The sequence below is a fragment of the Synechococcus sp. MVIR-18-1 genome, from assembly GCF_014279835.1.
Classification (GTDB): domain Bacteria; phylum Cyanobacteriota; class Cyanobacteriia; order PCC-6307; family Cyanobiaceae; genus Synechococcus_C.
The window spans coordinates 2,193,754-2,215,216 of the sequence record NZ_CP047942.1; the positions used below are offsets into that span (position 1 = coordinate 2,193,754).

Genomic DNA, 21,463 nt, shown 5'->3' on the forward strand with positions numbered 1-21,463 from the left:
TTCAAGCTTGGTACGTCAATGAAGGCCATGATCCTGGCCGCAGGCAAGGGAACCCGGGTACAGCCGATCACGCATGTGATCCCGAAACCGATGATTCCGATCCTGCAGAAACCGGTGATGGAGTTCCTGCTGGAGCTCCTCAAAGAACATGGTTTCACTGAGGTCATGGTCAACGTGTCTCACTTGGCCGAGGAAATAGAGAATTATTTCCGCGATGGCCAGCGCTTCGGGGTTGAAATCGCCTACAGCTTCGAAGGCAGTATTCAAGATGGTGAACTGATCGGAGACGCCCTGGGGTCTGCGGGAGGCCTCAAAAAAATCCAAGATTTTCAGACCTTTTTTGACGACACCTTTGTGGTGTTATGTGGCGACGCTCTGATCGACCTCGACCTCACCGAGGCCGTTAGGCGTCATCGTGCCAAAGGGGCTCTTGCCAGTCTTGTCACCAAAACGGTCCCCAAGGATCAGGTGAGCAGTTATGGCGTGGTAGTAAGTGATGACGACGGCAAAATCCAAGCTTTCCAAGAGAAGCCAAATGTTGAAGAAGCTTTAAGCGACACGATTAACACCGGTATCTATCTGTTCGAACCTGAGATTTTTGAGCACATTCCCTCAGGGACATCCTTCGACATCGGAGCTGATCTATTCCCCGCTTTAGTGAAGCAAGGGGCTCCTTTTTATGCGCTGCCCATGGATTTTGAATGGGTCGACATTGGCAAAGTGCCTGATTACTGGCAAGCCATTCGCAGCGTTCTCCAAGGAGACGTTCGCCAAGTTGGCGTCCCTGGGAAAGAGGTCAAGCCTGGGGTCTTTACGGGCCTAAACGTGGCGGCCAACTGGGACAAAATCAACGTTGAAGGCCCGATCTACGTGGGAGGAATGACCAAAATTGAGGATGGTGCCTCATTGATCGGTCCCACGATGATTGGACCAAGTTGCTACATCTGCGAAGGCGCAACAATCGACAACTCGATCATTTTTGATTACTCCAGGATCGGGGCAGGCGTGCAATTAGTCGAGAAACTTGTGTTTGGCCGCTATTGCGTTGACAAAGAAGGCGATCACATTGATCTCCAAGAAGCGGCACTTGATTGGTTGATCACGGATGCACGTCGCCAGGACTTGGTGGAGCCTTCTCCTCAACAGAAAGCTATGGCAGAACTGCTAGGCACCGATCTCACCCAGGCAAGCTGACGCCAGCTTGTTTCAAAATCGCTGGGATGCGTTCCTCTGCCTTGATGGCCATTAAATGAACGCCTTGAGCCACTCCTAGGTATTGCTGAACCTGCTCAGCGGCAATTTGGATTCCCTCTGCCGCAGGGTCTGCTGCGGCCTTTAATCGGGCGATCAGGTTCTCGGGAATGCAAGCACCAGGAACCATCCGATTGATGAAACTTGCATTGCGCGCCGACTTCAGCAAGAACACACCAGCGAGGACTGGAAGCTGCATGGGTTCGGCTATCTCACGGCAAAACCGCTCCAAAACCGCAGCATCCATCACCATCTGCGTCTGAATAAAACGTGCTCCTGCAGCTTTTTTTCGCTGCATGCGTCGTACCAAGCCCGACCAGCTCGCACACTGGGGATCAGCAGCCGCTCCAGCGAAGATGTCGGTCGCGCCATCGGCAAGCTGACCCTTCACCGGATCATCGCCCCGATTGAAGCTCGTGACCTGCTGTAGCAATCGCACGGATTCCAGTTCATTCACAGGACGTGCTTTGGGCTGATCACCAGCACGAACAGGGTCACCTGTGAGGCAAAGAAGATTGCGAATCCCCAAAGCATGGGCACCCAAGAGATCAGCTTGAATCGCTATGCGATTGCGATCGCGACAGGCCATCTGCAGTACGGGCTCGATGCCCTCGTCCAACAGGAGGCGAGCCAGCGCAAGACTGCTCATCCGCATGACCGCTCGACTGCCATCCGTGACATTGACGGCATGGACATGACCTTTTAAGACCCTTGCCATCTCGAGAGCATGGGATGGGTCTCCACCCCGTGGAGGCATCACTTCAGCCGTAATGGTGACGGTCCCAGCCTCGAGGCTGCTTTGCAGCGCTGAACTCAAATGAACGATCGCTACTACAGAACACTATGGAAGATCAGGTTCTCCATACCTGCTTAAGATGCAAACCATGGTCCAAGAAGAATGGCCATCGGCTAGGAGCCCTGTTCAATGACTGTTTCCCTCTCCAGCCGCGAAATCGAGATCATCGAACTGGTGGCCGAAGGGCTGACCAATCAAGAGATCGCTGAACGACTAACGATCAGCAAGCGCACGGTCGACAACCACGTCAGCAACGTGTTCACGAAAACCGGCTCAAAGAATCGAGTGGCCCTGTTGAACTGGGCGATGGATCACGGGAAAATTTGTCGAGACGGCTTTAATTGCTGTGTCCTTCCCCCTGATTCCTCCGACGAGACCTAACCGGAAGAGGTTGAGGGATGGGGATGTCTGTAAGCGAGCAGCTCGCCAAAGAAAGGCCAAATAAGCTGGCGTAAGCGAGACAGGCTTCTCGATCTAAGCCTGTGAAACGCAGGATGCCATCAGAGTCGTAAAGACCAAGCATGCCGTTTCCCTCGCGAGCCATGCTCCAAACCTAAAGGAAATCGAAAGAATTTTTAGGTTTGGAGGCGATATTGGTCAATCCAATCCTTGGGCCACATGGAAAGTGGTTGACAGGCGAGTGCTGCATTGCTCCAGCGCTGATCCCCTGTAATTTCAACGCCACACCAGTCGGGGATGGTCAAGGGGCTATCCGGGGTCTCGAGCTCAACCTCAGCCAGGATTAAGGGTGAATTACTTCCTTCAAAGCAATCAACGACCCAGTCGCCGCCTTCCTGTTGAAGGCAGTAGCGCGTTTTAACCACGCGATGGGGCGTCAGTGCCCAAAGCTCCTCCGCATCCCTCTCCGGAATGTCGTATTCGAATTCATGGCGAGCAATCCCGGCGGCAGGAGCCTTCAACGTCAGCCATGCCCTGCCATCTGCGCGCAAGCGCATGCGAACAGTGAATCCATCGGGCGAGGCGGACAAATATCCCTGTCGTAGCGCTTGCGGGGGTCCCGCCAGAAGACGCCAACCGGAATTTGCAACCAGGAAGCGCCGTTCAATCTCCAATGCCATCTCAGTTTGCGGAGGGAGCACTATCCAGCAAACTCCCCGCCCAGTGAAGTTTGCGTGACAGCGTTCGGTAATAGGAGGGACTTTGCTCCAACTGCACCATCAGCGCGTGATGAGCGGCCTGCTGAATCACGCAGCATTCACCTGGACCAAAAACCTCTCCAGCAGACCCATCTTTCCAAAGTTTCACCTGCCGGCTGGCATCACCAAGAGGCCAGATCACAACCCTGGATCGGGGAGGCAATACAACAGCACGACTCGACAGACTCATCGGACAAATCGGACTGACGACAATTGCATCGATGCCTGGATGCAAGATCGGGCCGCCCGCCGCCATCGCATAACCCGTCGAGCCCGTAGGCGAGGCCAAAATCAAACCATCTCCGCGGACTTGGTCAACAACCTCTCCATCAATCTCCATTTCCAGAATGCAGGTTGGAGACAAATCCTCGTGATAAGGCTTGAGGTAAAGGTCATTCAGGGCCCAGTGAATCTCTTGATGGTCAGAAGGACCAACTTCTATGTCAGAGGCCCCCTCCGAACCATGCAGATCACCCATGCGCTGGATCACCGCCTGCAACATCATGCGGCGTTCCAAGGCGAAGCGATCTTCCAGCACGCGCTGCCAGAGCCCTTCACTCCTGAGCAAGCCGGGATCATGCGTCAGAAAGCCAAGATGGCCTCCCACGTTGAAACTCAGAATCGGGACATCAAGAACAGCGAGGTGTCGGGCAGCACCCAGCACGGTTCCATCACCACCGAGCACCACCGCCAGATCCGGTAGCCGAGGCTCAGAGGCCAGCAGCCCTGGGAAAGGGTCTGCCGTTAGGCCACTCATCGCCAAGACGCAGGTCACACCGATCGTCTCGAGTTCATCGGCGCATCGACGCGCTTCTTTCAACGCCAGTGGGCTATCTGCGCGATATATCAGCCAGACCCGTTGAAGACGCATAACAGCGTGTCGCTTTTACCAGCGCAAAAGGTTGAAGCGCTCCATGTCCACAGTGACTCTGTTCCGGTACAGCGATAACAAGATCGCCAGACCGACCGCAGCCTCAGCTGCTGCAACTGTGATCACAAACACCGAGAAAACTTGGCCACGAATGAGTTGGCCATCCACATAGGACGAAAACGCCATCAGGTTGATGTTCACTGCATTGAGCATCAACTCAATGCTCATCAACACGCGGACAGCATTACGGCTGTTGATCAGACCCCAGACCCCTGTACAAAACAGGACTGCCGCCAACAGCAGGTAGGCCTGGAGAGGAACGGAACCGGCAAGAAGCTCAGAGAGCATCACAAAAAAGAAGAAAGGATTCAGGCGCGAGGCTGGTCGACAAGCAAAGGGGTACGTGCCTTCTCAATCAGGCCCTGATCAACCTCTTCACCAGTCACTGGATCCTCCGATTGAACGTCACGACGGGCCAGAACAATCGCTCCAATCATGGCCATCAACAATAAAACAGATGCCAACTCAAAAGGCAGCAAATAATCGGTGAACAAGTGCTCACCAATGCGCACAGTTGCTTCCTCCCCGATCGGCGTTGGACCCTTGGCCCAGGGAGTGGTGACAACCACACGGGTCAAAAGAGCAAAGAGGCCCAGGCATACACCTCCAGACAGAAGACGGCGTATGAGGAGTCCAGGGATCGGAGCTAGATCCTCCTTCTTGTTGACCAGCATGATCGCAAACAGGATCAAGACGTTGACGGCACCCACGTACACCAGCACTTGGGCCGCTGCCACAAAACTGGCGTTCAACAGCAGGTAGAGACCTGCCACAGCCAAAAACACACCACCAAGAAGGAAGGCTGAATACACGATGTTGCTTAGGAGCACAACACCGAGAGCTCCGAGCACGATGACGGCACTCAGTGCCAAAAAACTAATGAGCTGCGTTGACGCGGCGATCGTCATCCTGCGCTCTCCTCCTCATTGGAAGCTGATGAAGATGATTCTCTCCCATCCTCGGCAACCTTCATGGATCCAGCTGCCTTGAGTTCCTCAAGAATTTGCTCAGGGAGCTTGCCCGCTCTTGGACGATCAGGAGAAACGCCATGGGGATGAACTTCTCCAGCAGGCAAATACACCAGTTCCCGCAACGGCTGGACCGATGGATCTGTCGTCACACTGGTAGGCAGGCGACCTAAAGCAACATTGTCGTAATTCAGGCTGTGGCGATCGAAGGCGGCCAATTCATATTCTTCAGTCATCGACAAGCAATTGGTGGGGCAGTACTCCACACAATTGCCACAGAAAATACAAACTCCGAAATCAATTGAATAGTTGCGTAGCTCTTTCTTCTTCGTCTCCTTGTTCATCACCCAATCAACCACCGGGAGATTGATGGGACACACACGCACACAGACCTCACAGGCGATGCACTTGTCGAATTCGTAATGAATACGTCCTCGATACCGCTCCGAAGGAATCAGCTTTTCGTAGGGGTACTGCACCGTGACCGGACGGCGCTTCATGTGATCGAAGGTGACCGACAGGCCTTGCGTGAGATTACGGGCCGCATCCACTGCATCCCTGGTGTAATCACCAACCTGTTTAAGGAAGCCGAACATGGTTTGGAATCGGGGAAGTGAACGATCGAGGAGTCAAAACCCGGCTTTCATGATGCCGCCGGGAAAGAAGAAGTGACGAGTTCAGCCGCCAAAAGCGACCGGGAAGGCCAGCTTGAGAGCGGCTGTGACCAGGAGGTTGACCAAGGCCAGAGGCAACAGAAATTTCCAGCCAAGGTCCAATAACTGATCGATCCTGACCCGTGGGGTGGTCCATCGCAAAAGGATTGCGATGAAGACCAGCAGGTAGGCCTTCAAGACAGTCATCACAATGCCCACAGTGCCTGTGATCAGTTGCACGAGAGGAGCGTCAATAGGCTGACCTAACCACGAAGCAAGCCATTCAACCGGGATCGGGAAGCCCCAACCACCCAGATAAAGGATGGAAACGAGGAGAGCCGATAGAACGAGATTGATGTAACTGCCCAGATAGAAGAGGGCAAATTTCATTCCCGAGTATTCGGTCTGATAGCCAGCGACGAGTTCTTCTTCCGCTTCTGGGAGGTCAAAAGGCAAACGCTCACATTCAGCGAGCGCACAGATCCAGAAAATCAAGAAGCCCACGGGCTGGCGCCAGATGTTCCAACTCAGAACACCAGCTCCAGTTTGTTGATTGACAATATCGACGGTGCTTAGGGAGTTACTCATCATCACGACGGCCAGTACGGCCAACGCGAGGGGGATCTCGTAACTGATCGACTGGGCTGCTGCACGGAGGCCGCCCAACAACGAATATTTGTTGTTTGAGGCGTAGCCACTCATCAAAAGGCCAATGGGCTGAACGCTGCTGAGCGAGATCCAAAGAAAAATGCCAACGCCCACATCACTGATCAACAGGTTCTGGCCGAAGGGCACGATCAACCAGGACAAAATGACTGGCACCACCACCAGCACAGGGCCAAGGGTGAAGAGAATGCTGTCTGCGCGATCCGGAATGATGTCTTCCTTAACGAGCAATTTGAGGCCATCGGCAAGAGGCTGAAGAACGCCGAGGGCTCCGGCGTACTCAGGCCCAACCCTTTGTTGCACGGCCGCAGAAATTTTTCGTTCCAGCCACACCGTGACCAGAACCCCAACAACGGCGGCCACAAGGACCAGCAACATCGGGAAGGGAAGCCAGAGCATGCGTGCAGCCTGGGCCGAGAGCCCAAGACCCTCCAGTGCCTGACTGAAGCTCTGCTCAAGATCAAGACCCGGGCTCACCAGAGCCGGCGCGGTGGTGGCGAGGGAAGTCACCATGGTCGGAGAACAGATTGATGCAACTTAAGCGCCCGCGGCATTCACCCGCTCGTCTGCAGGGACCCAATGACGTGCAGACGAGCCGGTGTAAATCTGAGATGGGCGGAAAATTCGATTGGCACCGAGCTGTTCCCTCCAGTGGGCCAGCCAACCAGCCACACGGGAAATCGCAAACACAGGGGTGAACAGATCTCTTGGAATCCCAAGTTTCCGGTAAACAAGGCCTGAATAAAAATCAACGTTGGGATAAATCCCTTTAGGCCCTAGGCGAATGGCGGCAGCCGTCTCAAGGGCATGGGCTACGTCGTAGAGATCGTCGTGACCAAACCGAGCAAACAACTCCTCAGCCAAGGACTGAAGGATCACCGCCCGAGGGTCTTTGACTTTGTACTCCCGGTGTCCAAAACCCATCACTTTGCGCTTATTTGCCACGGCTGACTCGAGGTAGGAGTCGGCCTGTTCCGGAGTCCCGATCTCCTCCAACATCGCGAGCACATCTTCGTTGGCACCTCCATGAAGAGGACCCGCCAACGTTCCTACGGCCGATGCCACGACGGCATACGGGTCCGTCAGCGTGCTTGCCGTCACTCTGGCGCTGAAGGTGCTGGCATTAAGGCTGTGCTCAGCGTGAAGGATCAAACAGCGATCAAAGATTCGAGAGGCAAGAGGGTCGGGCTCTTGTTCCGTAAGCATGTACAAGAAATTGGCGGAGTACGCCAAGTCGTCACGCGGCTGGATTGGATCCTGGCCCTTACGGATCAACTGGAAGGCCGCCACCATCGTTGGAATCTTGGCAATCAGCCTGACAACAGCGTCATAGATGTATTGAGGATCATCAATGGCCCGACGGGAATAAAAAAGCCCTAATGACGCCGCGCTCGACTGAAGAGCATCCATCGGATGCCCGTTGGCAGGGAAGCACTTCATCATGTCGCGCACTCGAAAGCTGACGCGACGATGCATCTGCACTTCGTGCTCGAAATCACGAAATTGCTGAGGTGTTGGCAGTTCCCCCCAGATCAACAGATACGTGGTCTCCAGGAAACTGCTGTGGACCGCGAGGTCATCAAGGGAGTAGCCCCGATAGGAGAGGCGCCCCTGCAGGCCGTCAATGTCGCAAATCGAAGATTGGGTGGCCGGGACACCCTCCAGGCCGGGTCTAAACACCAACCCCGTGCGTTCATGCCTGATTTCGCTCCCGCCGGTCTGACTCACCACCACCCACAACGACAACTCATCAACGCAACTTAAACGCAGCCCGGCAACAACAGACGTGGCCTGAGTAACCCCTGCAGCTGCGCTATTCCACGGGGATCTTGATGGGATGGGTCCCAACGGAGATGGCAGAGCCCTGCCTTGCGCAGGCGCAGGGCATCCGATCGCGCACCTATCAGCTCCGCAGCCAGCTGGCTCAAATCAGGTTCGTGACCCACAAGCAAACACGAGCCTTGCAAGCTCTGAACCAAGGGCCATGGATCCCCTCCAGGCTCAAGACAACGGACGAGCTCAAGCTCAGGAGCCAAACCACTTTTCACCGCCAGCTCAGCTGTTTCACGTGCTCGGCGATAAGAACTGCTGTACAAGCGGTCAGCGATCAATCCGAGATCGCGCAGACGGCAGCACACCTTGAATGTGCGATCGACTCCCAAAGGCGTCAGACAACGATCTGGATGATCCACGCCTTGGTGGCGCTCAACCGCGATGCCGTGACGCAACAGCAGCAGGTCAACCAAATCGCAGCTGAGCGCGGAGTCGTAAGCGGTTAGAGCCTGCTTGACCAGCGCCTTCCTCTTGGTCCGGACCAGCAGCCAAAGCAAGTTCCTGCACCGCCGGGAGCAGGGGCTGGCCAGCCACCGACTGAATCAAACTCCAGGGCCGCCACTTTTGGAGCTGAGCGCGGCTGGGCTCTGTCGCCAATGCCAACTGCTGTGCCAGAGGCGCCGCCCCTTCGTCCTGCAAGGCCCGTAGTTGATCCAAACGAGGCTCGAGGGCTGCGTGATCTTGACGCGTTGTTAAAGCATCTAACGTCTGCCCCCACCAGTCTTGGCCGGATTCACGTTCTAAAGCCACCGCAAGTTGGGCCTGTAGAGAAGCTTCACCCCGCTGCCTCTGCCGAGCTAGTCGGGTCCACACCTCAAGGGCGGAGCCCTCAGAGGGCAGGGCCGAGCGCACGAGACCCTTGGCCTGGAGGTCCGCATCCACCGCCTCCAAACCGGGCTGATCAGAGGATGTTCCCAACAGCCAACCCTCTTCTCCCTGCTCCCAGAGCAGTGGGCCCGCATCCAACCCCACCACAGCTGAAGCCCCCTCGGCTCCAAGGGTTTGGAGAGTCTCCTTAAGAACAGGCGCTAACCATTGAGCAACGGGGGCGTCACTTTGAGGGCTTAGGAGAGCGGCAGGATCCGAGAGCACAGCCAGGGCCGATGCCGACCCACCAGCTGAACGCATCAAGGAATGCGACAGGGTTATCCCATTCCCGGCACTTCCAAGTGGCTGACGGAAACGCAAGACTGCGTCCAGATTGAGCGCAGTCCCTTTGGGGTCCAGTGCTGCCACTAGACCGACAAGGTCATCGCGATCAGAGATGGAGCTCGGCATTCCAAGCCAGGTCGCCATCGCAGCGGGATCGGCAGTCAGCAGAGCCGCACCCCGACCGAGCTGCTTCAAATCAGCTTCCAGAGCTAAGTCGCCCAGCTGGTGCAGAGCATCCAGCTGGGACACATCCAGGGACTGTTCCAACACACCACGACTGGACGCAATCAAAAGCAGGTCATCATCGATTAAGGCTGTAGCGATGGGTTGTGGGTCTCGTCCGAGCAGCGCTCCGCGGCCGCTGATCACGCCCATTCCCCGATAACGACTGATTTGCAGATCGGTTCCAGCCAAACTCCGCGTTTGCCAAAAGCGTTGGAGAAAGCGCTTGGCACCGTCTTGATCGAGGCTGGTGAGCGCAAGCACCCAGCCCGCCGGCGCATCGGCGACGGGAGCAAGCAAAGAGAGACTGACCTGAGGACCGATCCAATCCGCGAGTTCTCCCACAAAATCCAAGCCCGCCAACGCAAAGGCGCCATCCCGCAATTGCTGCGTGCTGTCCCGTGCTTGGCGACGGCGTGACACCGGTGCCACCGCTTGGGCATAGGCAGGCATGCGCACAGGATCAGAGAGCCAATGCAAACTGAGCGATGCATCTTTCGGGACGAACCGAGCGGCTCGTGGCAACACCAGCGCTTGGCCAACAATTTTCAGAGGGCTCTGCTGTGCCATCGCCCACCACAAGCCCAATGCGGTGGTGAGCAGCACTAGCACCGCTGCAGCGACAGCTAAAAGGAAGGAACGCGCCTTCATGAAGCAGCAGGCGTGGGACTGGCCTCATCTTTATTCATGATGAATCCCATGACATCCTCTTCGCCCCAATCCATAAGCGCCAGAGACCTTCACGAGTGGCTGTCGAGCGGCAGCGCCCTTCAGCTCGTTGATGTTCGCGAGCACTCCGAACTGGAGATCGCGTCCTTCCCCGGAGAGGTGGAACATCTACCGCTGAGTGAATCCAATCTCTGGCTTTCCGATCTACCCGCAAGGCTGACAACCAACAAACCCATCGTGGTGATTTGTCATGCCGGGATCCGCAGCAGAAACTTTGGCTGCTGGCTCTTAGAGCAAGGGCCGGATTACGACGTCTGGAACTTAGAAGGTGGCATTCATGCCTGGAGTGTGGAAGTCGATCCGAGCGTTCCTCGTTACTGAGCAGCGGTTCATGACAACGCCACCAATCCAAGAGAAAACCTCCGTACGATTGATGAGCTGATTGTGTGCATGTGCAGCCGCTGCCCCGCCGACAACAGGAGGTGCTCAAGGCCACGGTGCATCACTACGTTGACACGATTGAGCCAGTAGGGAGCAGAACCCTCGTTCAGAGGTTTGATCTACAAGCCAGTGCTGCCACGGTGCGTTCAGCCATGGGGGCTCTAGAGCAGCGAGGTCTACTGACCCAACCACATACGTCTGCAGGACGGGTACCAAGCCCCAGTGGATACCGGCATTACGTGGATTGCCTTCTCCCCAGACCTGGAACGATCGCCCAGCATCTCGATCAGGAATTAACCCAGCTCAGCCTTCGCTGGGCGGCTCTTGATGATTTGCTCCAAAACATGGCAAGACGGCTCACCGATTTCACGGGACTGATGAGCCTGATCACGCACCCCACCCAGAGGCAACCCGCGCTGGAAGCCATCCGACTGGTTCGCAGCGAAGAGCGCTTGCTGGTGATGTTGGTGGAGAATTCCAGCCAAGCCAGTCACCTCAACCTGCGGCTGCCCCACGGCAGTGAACATCAAATTGAAGCGATGGATCAGTGGGCGCGCCGGCAGCTCGATAGCAATGGCAGTTTGAATTGGAATTCACTCCCAAGGGAACTGCAGGCCTGCGGCAGGGCTCTCCGCGATGCCATTCACAGTCATCAGACCTTGCAGACCTCTCAAGAGACCAAGGCCTTGTTTCATGGAGTGTCTCGGCTCGTTGCCGAGCCTGAATTCAGCCAAAGCGCCAAAGTCAGACCACTCCTGGAACTGATGGATCAAAGCCCCGCATCCCTGACCCTCTCCGCTCCCGGTCCTGGATATGGCGTGTGGATTGGCCAAGAACATCCCGAGCAAGCCCTTCACCACTGCTCAGTGGTCCAAGCCACCTACACAAGCGCCACTGACGGAGTGGGATACGTGGCGCTTGTGGGTCCAATGCGCATGGCCTACGCCACAGCCCTTGCTGCTGTGAAGAGTGCTGCTCATCATCTCGACCATCTCCTGAACTGACATGCGGTTCCAAGGGGGACGATTCAAAACACGCCACCCCATCGCCCTCAGACTCAGCAGGGCAAGGGCGTTGCTTGACAGGAGTTCAATAACCACCGTTAGACCATCGAACGATCCACTAAAAGCTTGGCGTATTCACGAATGGATACGAGCTAGGCAAAAAATATTTTTGACGCAAAGACCTGCATGAAACATATGTTGATTCACCCCTAGAAGTTCAGAGTCATGCAGAAGATCGGCACCTTTTGATGACCGCCTACGCGCCACAGCATCCCGACCTTCATTGCGAATACGCGGAGTACTCATAAACGAACGCAGTATCAAAAAGTGATCAAATCAAGACTTTCTCATCCAAGAAATTGAACAAGAAAGATCTTCGCGAAAGCGATCACAAAACCAGGGGAGAAGCTTAAAAATTAAAAACTAATGTCCAGCTTCTTTGAATCCTTCAACGAACACTGAAGGACAGTCTTCAAAGCTTATTTCCGAGTTTTTCTGCCACAGTGTTCACATCTTTGTCACCACGACCTGAGCAATTAATCACGATTTCGCTGCCATCGGCAAGCGTTGGGCACAACGTGTCGAGCCAAGCAAACGCATGGGCCGTTTCTAACGCTGGGATGATTCCCTCCAACTCACTTACGAGCCGTAACGCTGAGATCGCCTCATCGTCCGTCACGGCACCATATTCAGCACGACCAATTTCCCGCAGATAGCTGTGCTCTGGCCCCACACCGGGGTAGTCAAGGCCGGCGCTGATGGAATGCGCTTCCTGCACCTGGCCGTCCTGATCTTGAAGCAAAAGGCTCATCGCCCCATGCAACACACCCACGCGACCCTCAGTAATCGTGGCGGCATGACGCCCGGTTGCGACTCCGTCACCAGCAGCCTCAACCCCAATCAGGCGCACAGAGGTGTCTTGCACGAACGGATGAAATAGACCCATCGCATTGGAACCTCCACCCACACACGCCAACAACACATCAGGGAGCCGCCCAAAGGACTCCATGCATTGCTCACGCGCTTCATTGCCGATGACCGCATGGAAGTCACGCACCAACATCGGATAGGGATGGGGACCAGCCACAGATCCAAGGATGTAGTGGGTGCTTTCCACATTGGTCACCCAATCGCGGATGGCTTCGCTCGTGGCATCCTTCAAAGTTGCGGTCCCTGCCGTGACGGGCTGAACGGTGGCTCCCAATAAGCGCATGCGGAAAACGTTTAGCGCCTGACGACGCATGTCTTCTGCACCCATATAAACCACGCACTCCAGGCCAAAACGAGCACAAACCGTTGCCGTGGCCACGCCATGCTGACCGGCACCGGTTTCAGCAATGATCCGCTTCTTGCCCATACGCAAGGCCAACAAAGCCTGACCGAGGGCATTGTTGATTTTGTGCGCACCCGTGTGGTTTAGATCTTCTCGCTTCAACCAGATGCGTGGACCACCATCGGAACGGCGGTAGTGAGCGGTTAGACGCTCAGCTTCGTAGAGCGGAGTGGCTCGCCCTACATACGATTTCAACAGCCGATTTAGCTCAGTCGTGAAGGCTGGGTCCTTCCACGCTTCAGCCGCCGCCTTCTCAAGCTCCGCCAGTGCCGGCATCAGCGTTTCAGGGACGTACTGCCCCCCATAACGTCCAAACCGGCCATGCGCTTCAGGACGAACCGAAGGCGTCAGGCTGGCGGGGTCGGGTGTGTTGGCAGTCGGCAGAGTGCTTGTCACAGGTCTTGCAGGCCGCTGAAACGGCGTCTTGCGATGCGTCAGCGTAAACAGGCGATCACACGATGTCGTGGATCACAGGCCTCAATGCGTAGATCTCGAAACCCAGCCTGGAGGAGGGTGGCGTTCATATTCAGACCGAAATAGTCCTCGATGTAAGGCTCCGTACTCTTCAGGAGGGTTGCAACGGCGGCTGGCAGACGTTGCAACACCGATGACGCTGGATCCTGATCCACCATCAGCAGCACCCCCCCAGGCTTGAGAAGACGCGCTGCTTCCTCCAGGACCTCACGGGTGGCGTTTTGAGGCAGCTCATGACAGACGAACTGAAGACTGATGAAATCGACCGTCTCGTTCGCCAAAGCGGTGTGTTCGGCAGCGGCATGGCGCCACTCACTGATCAAATTGTCGCGATCTCTGACCCGTGCCACAGCCAGCATCTCGGGGGAGAGATCTAAACCGGTCAGCCGTGGCCTCTCCAGGCCCCGTTGATCTGCCCGGTGGTTCAACCAGCGAGCAAGCGCCTGGGTGCTGACTCCAACGGAACAACCCAAATCCAAAACCTCATGGATGGAATCGCTGAGGAGCGGTTCCACCACTGCATGGATTGCATCGCGGAGTCGTGTTTGAGCCTGCAGCGGTTCAAGCTTTTCCTCTGGCCAAATGCGCAAGGCCATCGCATCGGTGGCTTGCTCCGCCTCCGCTGCGGCCTGCCAACAGAGGTTGCCCTGCTCATAAGCATGGAAGCGCGCTTGGTAATAGGCGGGAAGAATCACACCCTCGCTGCGGCTCTGCGCCAGAAGAGGAGCAGCCGCCTCCCGTAATTCAGACCGTCGCTTTCGCCATGGAATCCCGTTGCGCTCAGCCGTTCGGATGATCAGCTGTCGTGCTTGAAAAAACAGCGGTCGACGCAACAGACGTATGCCGATCAACCGTTCAATCCAACGGCCGAGCCCCCGACTGGAATCGGCCCATTGAGGAGCAGGAGCAGACTCACTCATCGTGAGGAGCGGCAGAATAAGAAGGGATGCGAAAGGCTCATGCGCAAGGGAGGTTGGCAAGAATTCAGCAGTGCTGACAGTCTGCAACGCCCCGCCGGACCCTCAGCAGGCGTCACACCCAAGGGTGAGCAGGTCGTTCGCGTGCAGCCCACGCGAGGCGGTAAAGGGGGCAAGACCGTCACGGTGATCCGAGGCCTTGAGTTGGATCCAGATGGCCTGAAAGCCCTTTTGAAAAAGCTGAAAACGCGGATTGGCAGTGGCGGCACCGCAAAGGATGGGGTGATCGAATTACAAGGTGATCAGGTTGAGCTCAGTCTCGAGTACCTCAAGAAGGAGGGTTACAAACCCAAGAGGGCTGGAGGCTGAAACCTCGCCGGCTTCGCGCAGAGATTGTGCCGTGATCGTTTGCTCCACGAGACAATGCCATCTTTCGCGTTCCGTTCATGGCCGCCGCCGACAATCCAAAAGCCACCAACATCGTTTGGCACCAGGCCTCGGTCGATCGCGACACGCGCGCTGAGCAACGCGGGCACCGCAGTTCGATCCTCTGGTTTACAGGCTTAAGCGGTGCGGGCAAAAGCACCTTGGCCAATGCCGTGAACGCCGCTTTGTTTGAACGCGGCCTTGCTACCTACGTGTTGGACGGCGACAACGTTCGCCACGGCCTCTGCAAGGACTTGGGCTTTTCCGACGCCGACCGAGAAGAAAACATCCGTCGCATCGGCGAAGTAGCCAAACTGTTCCTGGATGCAGGCGTGATTGTGCTGACGGCGTTTGTGTCCCCTTTTCGGGCTGATCGCGACAAAGCCAGAGCGCTTGTAAGCACGGGAGACTTCATCGAGATCCACTGCGCAGCCGATCTCAGCGTTTGCGAAGAACGCGATACCAAAGGGCTCTATGCCAAGGCGCGTACGGGAGAAATTAAAGAATTCACTGGAATCTCCAGCCCCTATGAGGCACCCGAACAGCCTGAGCTCAACGTCAACACAGGCAACAACAGCCTGGACAGTTGCGTTGAGCAGGTTGTCGCATATCTGGTCGACAAAAAAATCATTCCTGCGCAGAGCTGATCGTTCTTAATGGGAGATCAAAGCCCTGACGATCAGCCCAAGCATCGATCAGGGTTTTGATGCAGCTGGCCACTGGCACGGCTAGCAACAACCCCAGAAGCTCTCCAAAGCCAAACAAGGCACCCGCTCGCGCACCAAGCGGCAGAGCAATGAGCAGCCAAGCCGGCTGCAAGCCAACGATGCTTCCCATTAAGCGTGGCTGGATCACCTGATCCACAATCTGACCCACGCCAATCGCTGCCGCCAAAATGGCGAGGCCCATTCCGGGATCTTGCACTGCCAACAAAACACTCACCGCAACGATGGTGAATGCACTGGCATAGGGGATCAACGTGGTTAAGCCAATCAAGACGGCAAACAACACGCCATAAGGGATCTTCAGCAACGTGAACACCGCAATCTGACCTGCGCTCAAAATCAAGGCGAGCACGACCTGACCAGCGAAGTAGCCCCGAAAGGTGCGCGTGATTGTGGTCACAACCAGCTGCCGCCACTCCTGAGGCAACCAACGCACCAACCCTGCCGTGATGGACTCTCCTCCCAGCAGAAAGAACACCGCCAATACCAGGACGATGACAGTGTTGATCGTGGTGCCGAGGGTTGCACCAAGGATGCTGAGCAACTGTTGACTGAATTGACTGGCTACGCGACTGGCACGTGTCAGCACATCGCTGCTCAGATCTCCAAATTCACTCGGCAAACCACGGGCCATTGCCCATTCCTGAAGACGACTGATCAAACCTTGGGATGCTTCAAGCCAACCCGGCAAGGCATTGATCAATTGCGCAAGCTGATCAATCAGTAGGGGCACCAACGTGATGCCTGAGATCACCAGGATTCCGACAGCCACCAAAAACACAAGGGTGATCGCAAGCCAACCCGGCAGACCCCGAGCACGAAGCCAGCGGGAGGGGATGTTGAGCAGGAAGGCGATCAGAGCCGCCGTCAAGAACAACCCCGGGAAGGGCGCTAGCGGCACAAGCAGCTGACGCAGCACAAATAAGTTGAGCGTTAGGAGGGGCAGAGCAAGTCCCCAACGCATCCAGGCAGGACCGAACATCAAACGTTTCGTTGAGAATGAATTGTGAAGCGGACCACGACCAAAGCTGTGTGATCAGTTACTCGACATGGAATCCAGATACGCGTCAGCACCGAGTGCTTTGAGGCGAGCATCCTTGGCAACCACCACGTCGTGGAGTTGCTGGCGGTAAGCCTCCAATCGTTCAGAGAGGGCCGAATCACTGATCGCCAGGATCTGAGCGGCCAGCAAACCAGCATTTAATCCTCCGCCGATCGCAACCGTGGCCACAGGGATTCCCCCAGGCATCTGAACAATGGAATGCAGGGAGTCCACTCCCGAGAGAGCTGGACTTTTCACAGGAACACCGATCACAGGAAGCGTGGTGAGTGAGGCCACCATTCCTGGCAGGTGCGCAGCACCACCGGCACCAGCCACGATCACCCGAAATCCCAGATGTTTGGCCTGACGGGCAAAGTCCACCATTTCGAGCGGAGTGCGATGGGCCGAAAGCACACGCACCTCAACGTTGACGCCTAAATCCTCAAGAGCCGAAACCGCTGGCTTCAGGGTGGGCAAATCAGAGTCACTTCCCATGATCACTGCAACACGGGGAGTGACGAAGATTGTGGGCTCCGATGGCTTGGACACAGCAAGCTTGCAGCGAGACTGCCATCGTCCCGCACTGGCATCAAAGGACCATTCCCCATGCGCCGGATCACACACGTCTGCCTGCCCCACAGCACGAGCAAAGACGGGCACTCTCAGCAGTGGTGGCTTCAAATCGATCAGCAAGACCGCATTGTTGATCTGGGACTCATGCCTGATGGGTCTGCCCTGGCCGGTGAAAGCTGGAGGGGAGATGTGCTCAGCCCGATGGGTGTGGACCTCCAGATCAATGGAGGCTTTGGACTGCCGTTCCCAGAGCTGACAGAGGCGGCGTTGCCGCAACTCTTGCAACTCCTCGATCAGCTCTGGCGTGATGGCGTGGGAGCGATCAGTCCCACTCTGGTGACGTGTGGCGTTGAGCCCTTACGCCGAGCCCTTGCTGTGCTCAGGCAGGCGCGTGGCGCTCACCAGCCCTATCGCTGCCAGCTGCTTGGTGCCCATTTAGAGGGCCCTTTTCTTGCCGATGCAAGGCGGGGAGCCCATCCACGCCAACACCTCGCCAGCCCAACCGTGGTCGAACTCAAGGCACGCATCAGCGGCTTTGAACAGGAGATTGCCCTGGTCACGCTCGCGCCAGAACTCGATGGGGCCGCAGCCGTGATCGAACATCTTTGTGACCTGGGCATTCGCATAGCCCTTGGTCACAGCACAGCGGATGCAACCACGGCCAATGAAGCCTTTAACAGGGGCGTATCGATGCTGACCCACAGCTTCAATGCGATGCCAGGGTTGCATCACCGCAATCCCGGACCGATCGGAGCCGCCTGCCAACGGAATGACATTGCCCTCGGCCTGATTGCTGATGGGGTTCACGTAGACCCCACGATGGCGGTTCTCTTGCAGCGGCTGGCGGGCGATCAACTCGTGCTTGTCAGCGATGCACTCGCCCCTTATGGATTAGAAGATGGTGTTCACCACTGGGATGAGCGTGCGCTTCTGGTGGCAGATGGCACCTGCCGGCTTGAGGATGGAACCCTTGCAGGCGTGACCTTGCCGCTGCTTGAAGGAGTAAAGCGGCTCGCGCGCTGGAGCTCCCATCCAAGTGCTGCAATTTATGCCGCAACCGTTGCACCCAGGAAGGCCTTGAAGTCCCAAGAAACGTTCCAACTGCTGGGACGACCTCTAAACGAGCTATTGCGCTGGCATTGGGATGCCGAAACCAACAACCTGAGCTGGCAACACGCTGCCTAAAATTCCGCGACCCTTCTGTCTGATGCCATGCCACCCGAGTCCCTGCTGGACGACACGCAGGCTGAAAAGCAGGAGGTGAAGGGGTACTTCGAAACCACAGGGTTCGAGCGCTGGAATCGCATCTACAGCGATACAGATGAAGTGAACAAGGTGCAGCGCAACATTCGCATTGGTCACCAGAAGACTGTGGATCAGGTGTTGAGCTGGATCAAGGAAAGCGGCGAGCTCAGCAACGTGAGCTTCTGCGATGCGGGGTGCGGAGTAGGCAGTCTTAGCTTGCCTTTAGCAGAGATGGGAGCTGGCTCCATCGATGCCAGCGACATTTCTGAGGCGATGGCCCAGGAAGCGGAGCGCCGGGCCCGCGACGTCGACCTCGACATGGCCAAGCTGAACTTCTTCGCCAGCGACCTGGAGAGCCTGAGCGGCTCCTTCCACACGGTGTGCTGCCTGGATGTGTTCATTCATTACCCCCAGCAACCTGCAGAAGAGATGGTGAAACACCTCTGCAGCCTCACGGAGCAGCGTCTGATCGTGAGCTTTGCACCGTATACGCCGCTGCTGGCGCTGTTGAAAGGGATCGGCCAACTGTTCCCTGGCCCCAGCAAAACCACCCGCGCTTACACCCTGAGAGAAGCAGGAATTGTGCAAGCTGCTGAGTCCTGTGGATTCAAATTGGTGCGCCGCAGCTTGAACAAGGCACCCTTCTATTTTTCGCGTCTCGTGGAGTTCCAAAGGGTCTGATCGCACTGAACTGATTTCAAAAAGCTCGAATCAGGTCAACAGCCTGCCTCGAGTTGATCTCTCAACAACTTGGGCGGCTGAGCACGGAGCAATAGCAACTTGGTAGGCGGCCAAGCCAAACCCTCCAGTCGCCAAGCGTGCAATTGATACCCACCATCACCTGGCGTTGCTGATGCAGACAGCCCCTGATCGGATTGATATAAGGGATCTCCGAGCAAGGGGCACCCCTGTTGGGCGAGATGAATGCGGATCTGATGGGGGCGGCCCGTACGGATCAACACTTCAACAAGATCTCCTGTCTCCCGTCGCTCCCTGAGTTTCACTGAAGAGTGAGCTGATAGGCGCTTACGCAATGGCTCCGGCGTTGTTGGTTCTGGTCCCCAAATCCAACCGAGCAACGGATGTTGCCTCTCCACAACATCGGTTTGGATGACAAGCGTCTGACCTTGTTGAAGACGTTCCAAACGTTGCGTCAAGGCCAGGTACGTTTTTCGGCAATCACCCTCAGGTTGAAATTGCTTCGATAAGGCGGCCCGGGTTTCGGGCCGACGGGCACAAACCTGAAGGCCAGAGGTGAACCGTCCGAGGCGATGAATCGGCTTAGGCACCAAGGCCTCTCCAACAGAGCGGCTCCTCCGCTCCAACAAGGACGTCAGCGTGTGGGAAAGGAAGCCGCCACCTGGCATCACCGGCAGTCCTGAGGGCTTATTCACGATCAGCAGATCGCCGTCATCGTGAATGACCTCCCATTGATCGGGAACCGCAGCCTCCACCCAGGGAGGGCGCTGCCAACGAATCCAATCGCCAGTTTTCACCTCAACGTCATCGGGACAAGCCAAACCATTCAGGGTGATTTCCCCTCTCGCTAAGCGCTGCTGCCAGGTCGCCGAAGAGGAATGGCGATAGCGGTTTGCCAGCACATCACTCAATCGAGACGACTGCTCCCCTGCTCGAACCCGATCGCAGTACGTCCAGCCGTTGTTCAACGCAGCCGGCCGCCATCCCGCCGGCTCATCCATCAGGTCACAAGGTGATGTTGGAGGGCATAACGCACGAGCTCCGTGCGGCTGGAAGTTTCCGTTTTGATAAAGAGCCTGCTCACGTATTTCTCCACATTGCGAATCGAGGTCTCGAGCTGGCGCGCGATCTCCTTATTCATCAGGCCCTCAGCCACAAGCTGCAACACGCTTGCCTCCCTTGGCGTGAAATTGTGTTGGACCGGATCCTGATTGGGTAGGGCATCGGCCTGGGCGAGGAGCGAACGGATCTCTGTGATCTGCTTGGCCATCTGGCCCATATCGGTGTCAGCGAAGCGAGCAGCCTCCTGCAACAACCGCTGCTGCCGCTGGGCAACATTTCGGACCCTCGCAACAAGTTCATCAGGATCAAATGGTTTGGGAATGTAGTCATCCACGCCGGCGAGATAGCCCTGCGTGCGATCCGCCGTCATCCCTTTGGCGGTCAGAAAAATCACTGGCGTTCCCCCCAAACGCTCGTCTTCGCGGAGCTTACGAAGCAAGCCATAGCCATCGAGGCGAGGCATCATCACGTCACTAATGACGACATCGGGCAGCATTTGCTGGGCTTTGCTGAATCCTTCTTCCCCGTCCTCGGCCGTTGTGACATCAAACCCTTCATCCTCGAGATAGGCCTGAACGGCAGTGCGCAAACCAGGCTCGTCATCGACGAGCAGCAACCGTGGGGTCAGAGCCTCGCTTGGGGTCTCCGTCATGGACCTGACGCATCTGCGTGAAATCTAGAGGCGCTATTGCATTGGCAACTGCAAAATTTCTTGGGATTCCTTTTGGAGGGTGGAGAAGCCCAATGCTTTGGCCTTCTCTGTCAACAGAGAGGGATCTTCACCAGCATGCTTTGGCTCGCAGGCAGCCCACCACACCAGATGATGCTCCCGATTCGCCGAAGTAATCGAACCGCCAGGGTTGAGTCGGTTTAAGTAGATCGCGGTCTGATCGCGGGTGACACGCATCGGCTCATTCCGACTGCAACGCACCGATTCCGTTGGGATGATCAGATTCTCAGGCGATTCCCTCCAAAGCTTGTAACCCCTTAAATCAGGATCAGACGAATCCACCTGGATGGCAAAAATCCCTAGAAGGGACGTGCCTCCCCGCTCACGCGTCTCGAGCACGACCAGATCGGCAGGCCGCGAGGCCCGCATCTGTTCAAGGACCTTTTCACGCAGAGACGGCTCTGCCAAGCCTGGCTGCACAGCACTGATCGCAAGCAGACTCAAGCTGGTTATCCAATAAGCCGCACGCATCAGATAGGACGACAGACTCACAC

The 21,463-nt window shown here is 56.5% G+C and carries 25 protein-coding genes; 8 read left to right on the plus strand and 17 right to left on the minus strand.

What is annotated here, in order from left to right:
* Positions 1-18: 18 nt before the first annotated feature.
* Positions 19-1,194 carry an NDP-sugar synthase gene (locus tag SynMVIR181_RS11900; RefSeq protein ID WP_186589372.1) on the plus strand — a complete coding sequence of 392 codons (1,176 nt, stop codon included), beginning with the start codon at positions 19-21 and terminating at the stop codon, positions 1,192-1,194.
* On the opposite strand, the gene SynMVIR181_RS11905 is transcribed toward SynMVIR181_RS11900, so the two are convergent.
* Positions 1,178-2,068: a methylenetetrahydrofolate reductase gene (locus tag SynMVIR181_RS11905; RefSeq protein ID WP_186589373.1), complete on the minus strand. Its 891-nt coding sequence runs from the start codon at positions 2,066-2,068 to the stop codon at positions 1,178-1,180. The genes SynMVIR181_RS11900 and SynMVIR181_RS11905 overlap by 17 nt on opposite strands.
* 108 nt (positions 2,069-2,176) lie before the next feature.
* On the opposite strand from SynMVIR181_RS11905, the gene SynMVIR181_RS11910 reads away from it, so the two are divergent.
* A complete protein-coding gene (locus SynMVIR181_RS11910) occupies positions 2,177-2,428 on the plus strand; it encodes a helix-turn-helix transcriptional regulator (protein WP_186589374.1) in 252 nt (83 codons plus the stop codon).
* Positions 2,429-2,622: 194 nt separating this feature from the next.
* Here the strand turns inward: SynMVIR181_RS11910 and SynMVIR181_RS11915 are convergent, their stop codons facing one another.
* The 9 genes from SynMVIR181_RS11915 to SynMVIR181_RS11955 all read right to left on the minus strand — a co-directional run bounded on the left by SynMVIR181_RS11915 (position 2,623) and on the right by SynMVIR181_RS11955 (position 10,280).
* Complete coding sequence (locus SynMVIR181_RS11915; RefSeq protein WP_186589375.1) at positions 2,623-3,126, minus strand: CYTH domain-containing protein; 504 nt, start codon at positions 3,124-3,126, stop codon at positions 2,623-2,625.
* A 1-nt stretch (position 3,127) separates the two neighbouring features.
* Entirely contained in the window at positions 3,128-4,075 is a 948-nt protein-coding gene (locus SynMVIR181_RS11920; RefSeq protein ID WP_186589376.1) for an NAD(+) kinase, read from the minus strand.
* Between the two features lie 15 nt (positions 4,076-4,090).
* Positions 4,091-4,423: an NADH-quinone oxidoreductase subunit NuoK gene (gene nuoK / locus SynMVIR181_RS11925; RefSeq protein ID WP_048347370.1), complete on the minus strand. Its 333-nt coding sequence runs from the start codon at positions 4,421-4,423 to the stop codon at positions 4,091-4,093.
* Positions 4,424-4,443: 20 nt separating this feature from the next.
* Positions 4,444-5,043 carry an NADH-quinone oxidoreductase subunit J gene (locus SynMVIR181_RS11930; RefSeq protein ID WP_186589377.1) on the minus strand — a complete coding sequence of 200 codons (600 nt, stop codon included), beginning with the start codon at positions 5,041-5,043 and terminating at the stop codon, positions 4,444-4,446.
* Positions 5,040-5,699, minus strand: a complete 660-nt coding sequence (gene ndhI, locus SynMVIR181_RS11935) for an NAD(P)H-quinone oxidoreductase subunit I (protein WP_186524009.1) — start codon at positions 5,697-5,699, stop codon at positions 5,040-5,042. The genes SynMVIR181_RS11930 and ndhI overlap by 4 nt, the downstream gene beginning before the upstream one ends.
* An 81-nt stretch (positions 5,700-5,780) precedes the next feature.
* The gene (gene nuoH / locus SynMVIR181_RS11940) at positions 5,781-6,899 is read right to left on the minus strand and encodes an NADH-quinone oxidoreductase subunit NuoH (RefSeq protein WP_011620517.1); all 1,119 of its coding nucleotides are present in this window, start codon (positions 6,897-6,899) and stop codon (positions 5,781-5,783) included.
* Positions 6,900-6,959: 60 nt separating this feature from the next.
* Entirely contained in the window at positions 6,960-8,150 is a 1,191-nt protein-coding gene (locus SynMVIR181_RS11945; protein ID WP_370586736.1) for a citrate synthase, read from the minus strand.
* Positions 8,151-8,182: 32 nt separating this feature from the next.
* Positions 8,183-8,668, minus strand: coding sequence for a histidine phosphatase family protein (locus tag SynMVIR181_RS11950; protein WP_255444301.1), 486 nt, complete (start codon positions 8,666-8,668; stop codon positions 8,183-8,185).
* Positions 8,661-10,280: a DUF3352 domain-containing protein gene (locus SynMVIR181_RS11955; protein ID WP_186589378.1), complete on the minus strand. Its 1,620-nt coding sequence runs from the start codon at positions 10,278-10,280 to the stop codon at positions 8,661-8,663. The genes SynMVIR181_RS11950 and SynMVIR181_RS11955 overlap by 8 nt, the downstream gene beginning before the upstream one ends.
* A 48-nt stretch (positions 10,281-10,328) precedes the next feature.
* Between SynMVIR181_RS11955 and SynMVIR181_RS11960 the strand changes: the two genes are divergently transcribed.
* Both SynMVIR181_RS11960 and hrcA read left to right on the plus strand, forming a co-directional pair.
* A complete protein-coding gene (locus SynMVIR181_RS11960) occupies positions 10,329-10,679 on the plus strand; it encodes a rhodanese-like domain-containing protein (RefSeq protein ID WP_186589379.1) in 351 nt (116 codons plus the stop codon).
* A 71-nt stretch (positions 10,680-10,750) separates the two neighbouring features.
* Positions 10,751-11,743: a heat-inducible transcriptional repressor HrcA gene (gene hrcA / locus SynMVIR181_RS11965; protein WP_186589380.1), complete on the plus strand. Its 993-nt coding sequence runs from the start codon at positions 10,751-10,753 to the stop codon at positions 11,741-11,743.
* Positions 11,744-12,215: 472 nt separating this feature from the next.
* Here hrcA and trpB read toward each other — a convergent pair whose 3' ends face one another.
* Together trpB and SynMVIR181_RS11975 are read right to left on the minus strand one after the other, a co-directional pair.
* Positions 12,216-13,472, minus strand: coding sequence for a tryptophan synthase subunit beta (gene trpB, locus SynMVIR181_RS11970; protein ID WP_186589381.1), 1,257 nt, complete (start codon positions 13,470-13,472; stop codon positions 12,216-12,218).
* Between the two features lie 38 nt (positions 13,473-13,510).
* Positions 13,511-14,470 carry a class I SAM-dependent methyltransferase gene (locus SynMVIR181_RS11975; RefSeq protein ID WP_186590666.1) on the minus strand — a complete coding sequence of 320 codons (960 nt, stop codon included), beginning with the start codon at positions 14,468-14,470 and terminating at the stop codon, positions 13,511-13,513.
* A 39-nt stretch (positions 14,471-14,509) separates the two neighbouring features.
* Between SynMVIR181_RS11975 and SynMVIR181_RS11980 the strand changes: the two genes are divergently transcribed.
* Both SynMVIR181_RS11980 and cysC read left to right on the plus strand, forming a co-directional pair.
* Complete coding sequence (locus SynMVIR181_RS11980) at positions 14,510-14,836, plus strand: translation initiation factor (protein ID WP_186589382.1); 327 nt, start codon at positions 14,510-14,512, stop codon at positions 14,834-14,836.
* A gap of 77 nt (positions 14,837-14,913) precedes the next feature.
* Entirely contained in the window at positions 14,914-15,540 is a 627-nt protein-coding gene (cysC, locus tag SynMVIR181_RS11985) for an adenylyl-sulfate kinase (protein ID WP_186589383.1), read from the plus strand.
* Here cysC and SynMVIR181_RS11990 read toward each other — a convergent pair.
* Both SynMVIR181_RS11990 and purE read right to left on the minus strand, forming a co-directional pair.
* The gene (locus tag SynMVIR181_RS11990; RefSeq protein ID WP_186524019.1) at positions 15,521-16,600 is read right to left on the minus strand and encodes an AI-2E family transporter; all 1,080 of its coding nucleotides are present in this window, start codon (positions 16,598-16,600) and stop codon (positions 15,521-15,523) included. The genes cysC and SynMVIR181_RS11990 overlap by 20 nt on opposite strands.
* A gap of 54 nt (positions 16,601-16,654) precedes the next feature.
* Positions 16,655-17,209 (minus strand): 5-(carboxyamino)imidazole ribonucleotide mutase, encoded by a 555-nt coding sequence (gene purE / locus SynMVIR181_RS11995; RefSeq protein ID WP_255444524.1) that lies wholly within the window; start codon positions 17,207-17,209, stop codon positions 16,655-16,657.
* Positions 17,210-17,266: 57 nt separating this feature from the next.
* Between purE and SynMVIR181_RS12000 the strand changes: the two genes are divergently transcribed.
* Both SynMVIR181_RS12000 and bchM read left to right on the plus strand, forming a co-directional pair.
* A complete protein-coding gene (locus SynMVIR181_RS12000) occupies positions 17,267-18,418 on the plus strand; it encodes an amidohydrolase family protein (protein WP_186589384.1) in 1,152 nt (383 codons plus the stop codon).
* A 27-nt stretch (positions 18,419-18,445) separates the two neighbouring features.
* Complete coding sequence (gene bchM, locus SynMVIR181_RS12005) at positions 18,446-19,159, plus strand: magnesium protoporphyrin IX methyltransferase (RefSeq protein WP_186589385.1); 714 nt, start codon at positions 18,446-18,448, stop codon at positions 19,157-19,159.
* 35 nt (positions 19,160-19,194) lie between these two features.
* Here bchM and SynMVIR181_RS12010 read toward each other — a convergent pair whose 3' ends face one another.
* From SynMVIR181_RS12010 to SynMVIR181_RS12020, 3 genes are read right to left on the minus strand one after another with little or no spacing between them, the layout of a single operon-like run.
* Positions 19,195-20,178 carry an RNA pseudouridine synthase gene (locus SynMVIR181_RS12010; RefSeq protein ID WP_186589386.1) on the minus strand — a complete coding sequence of 328 codons (984 nt, stop codon included), beginning with the start codon at positions 20,176-20,178 and terminating at the stop codon, positions 19,195-19,197.
* Positions 20,178-20,891, minus strand: coding sequence for a response regulator transcription factor (locus tag SynMVIR181_RS12015; protein ID WP_186589387.1), 714 nt, complete (start codon positions 20,889-20,891; stop codon positions 20,178-20,180). Before SynMVIR181_RS12015 ends, SynMVIR181_RS12010 begins: the two co-directional genes overlap by 1 nt.
* A 33-nt stretch (positions 20,892-20,924) precedes the next feature.
* Positions 20,925-21,461 (minus strand): hypothetical protein, encoded by a 537-nt coding sequence (locus SynMVIR181_RS12020; RefSeq protein WP_255444302.1) that lies wholly within the window; start codon positions 21,459-21,461, stop codon positions 20,925-20,927.
* Between the last annotated feature and the right edge of the window lie 2 nt (positions 21,462-21,463).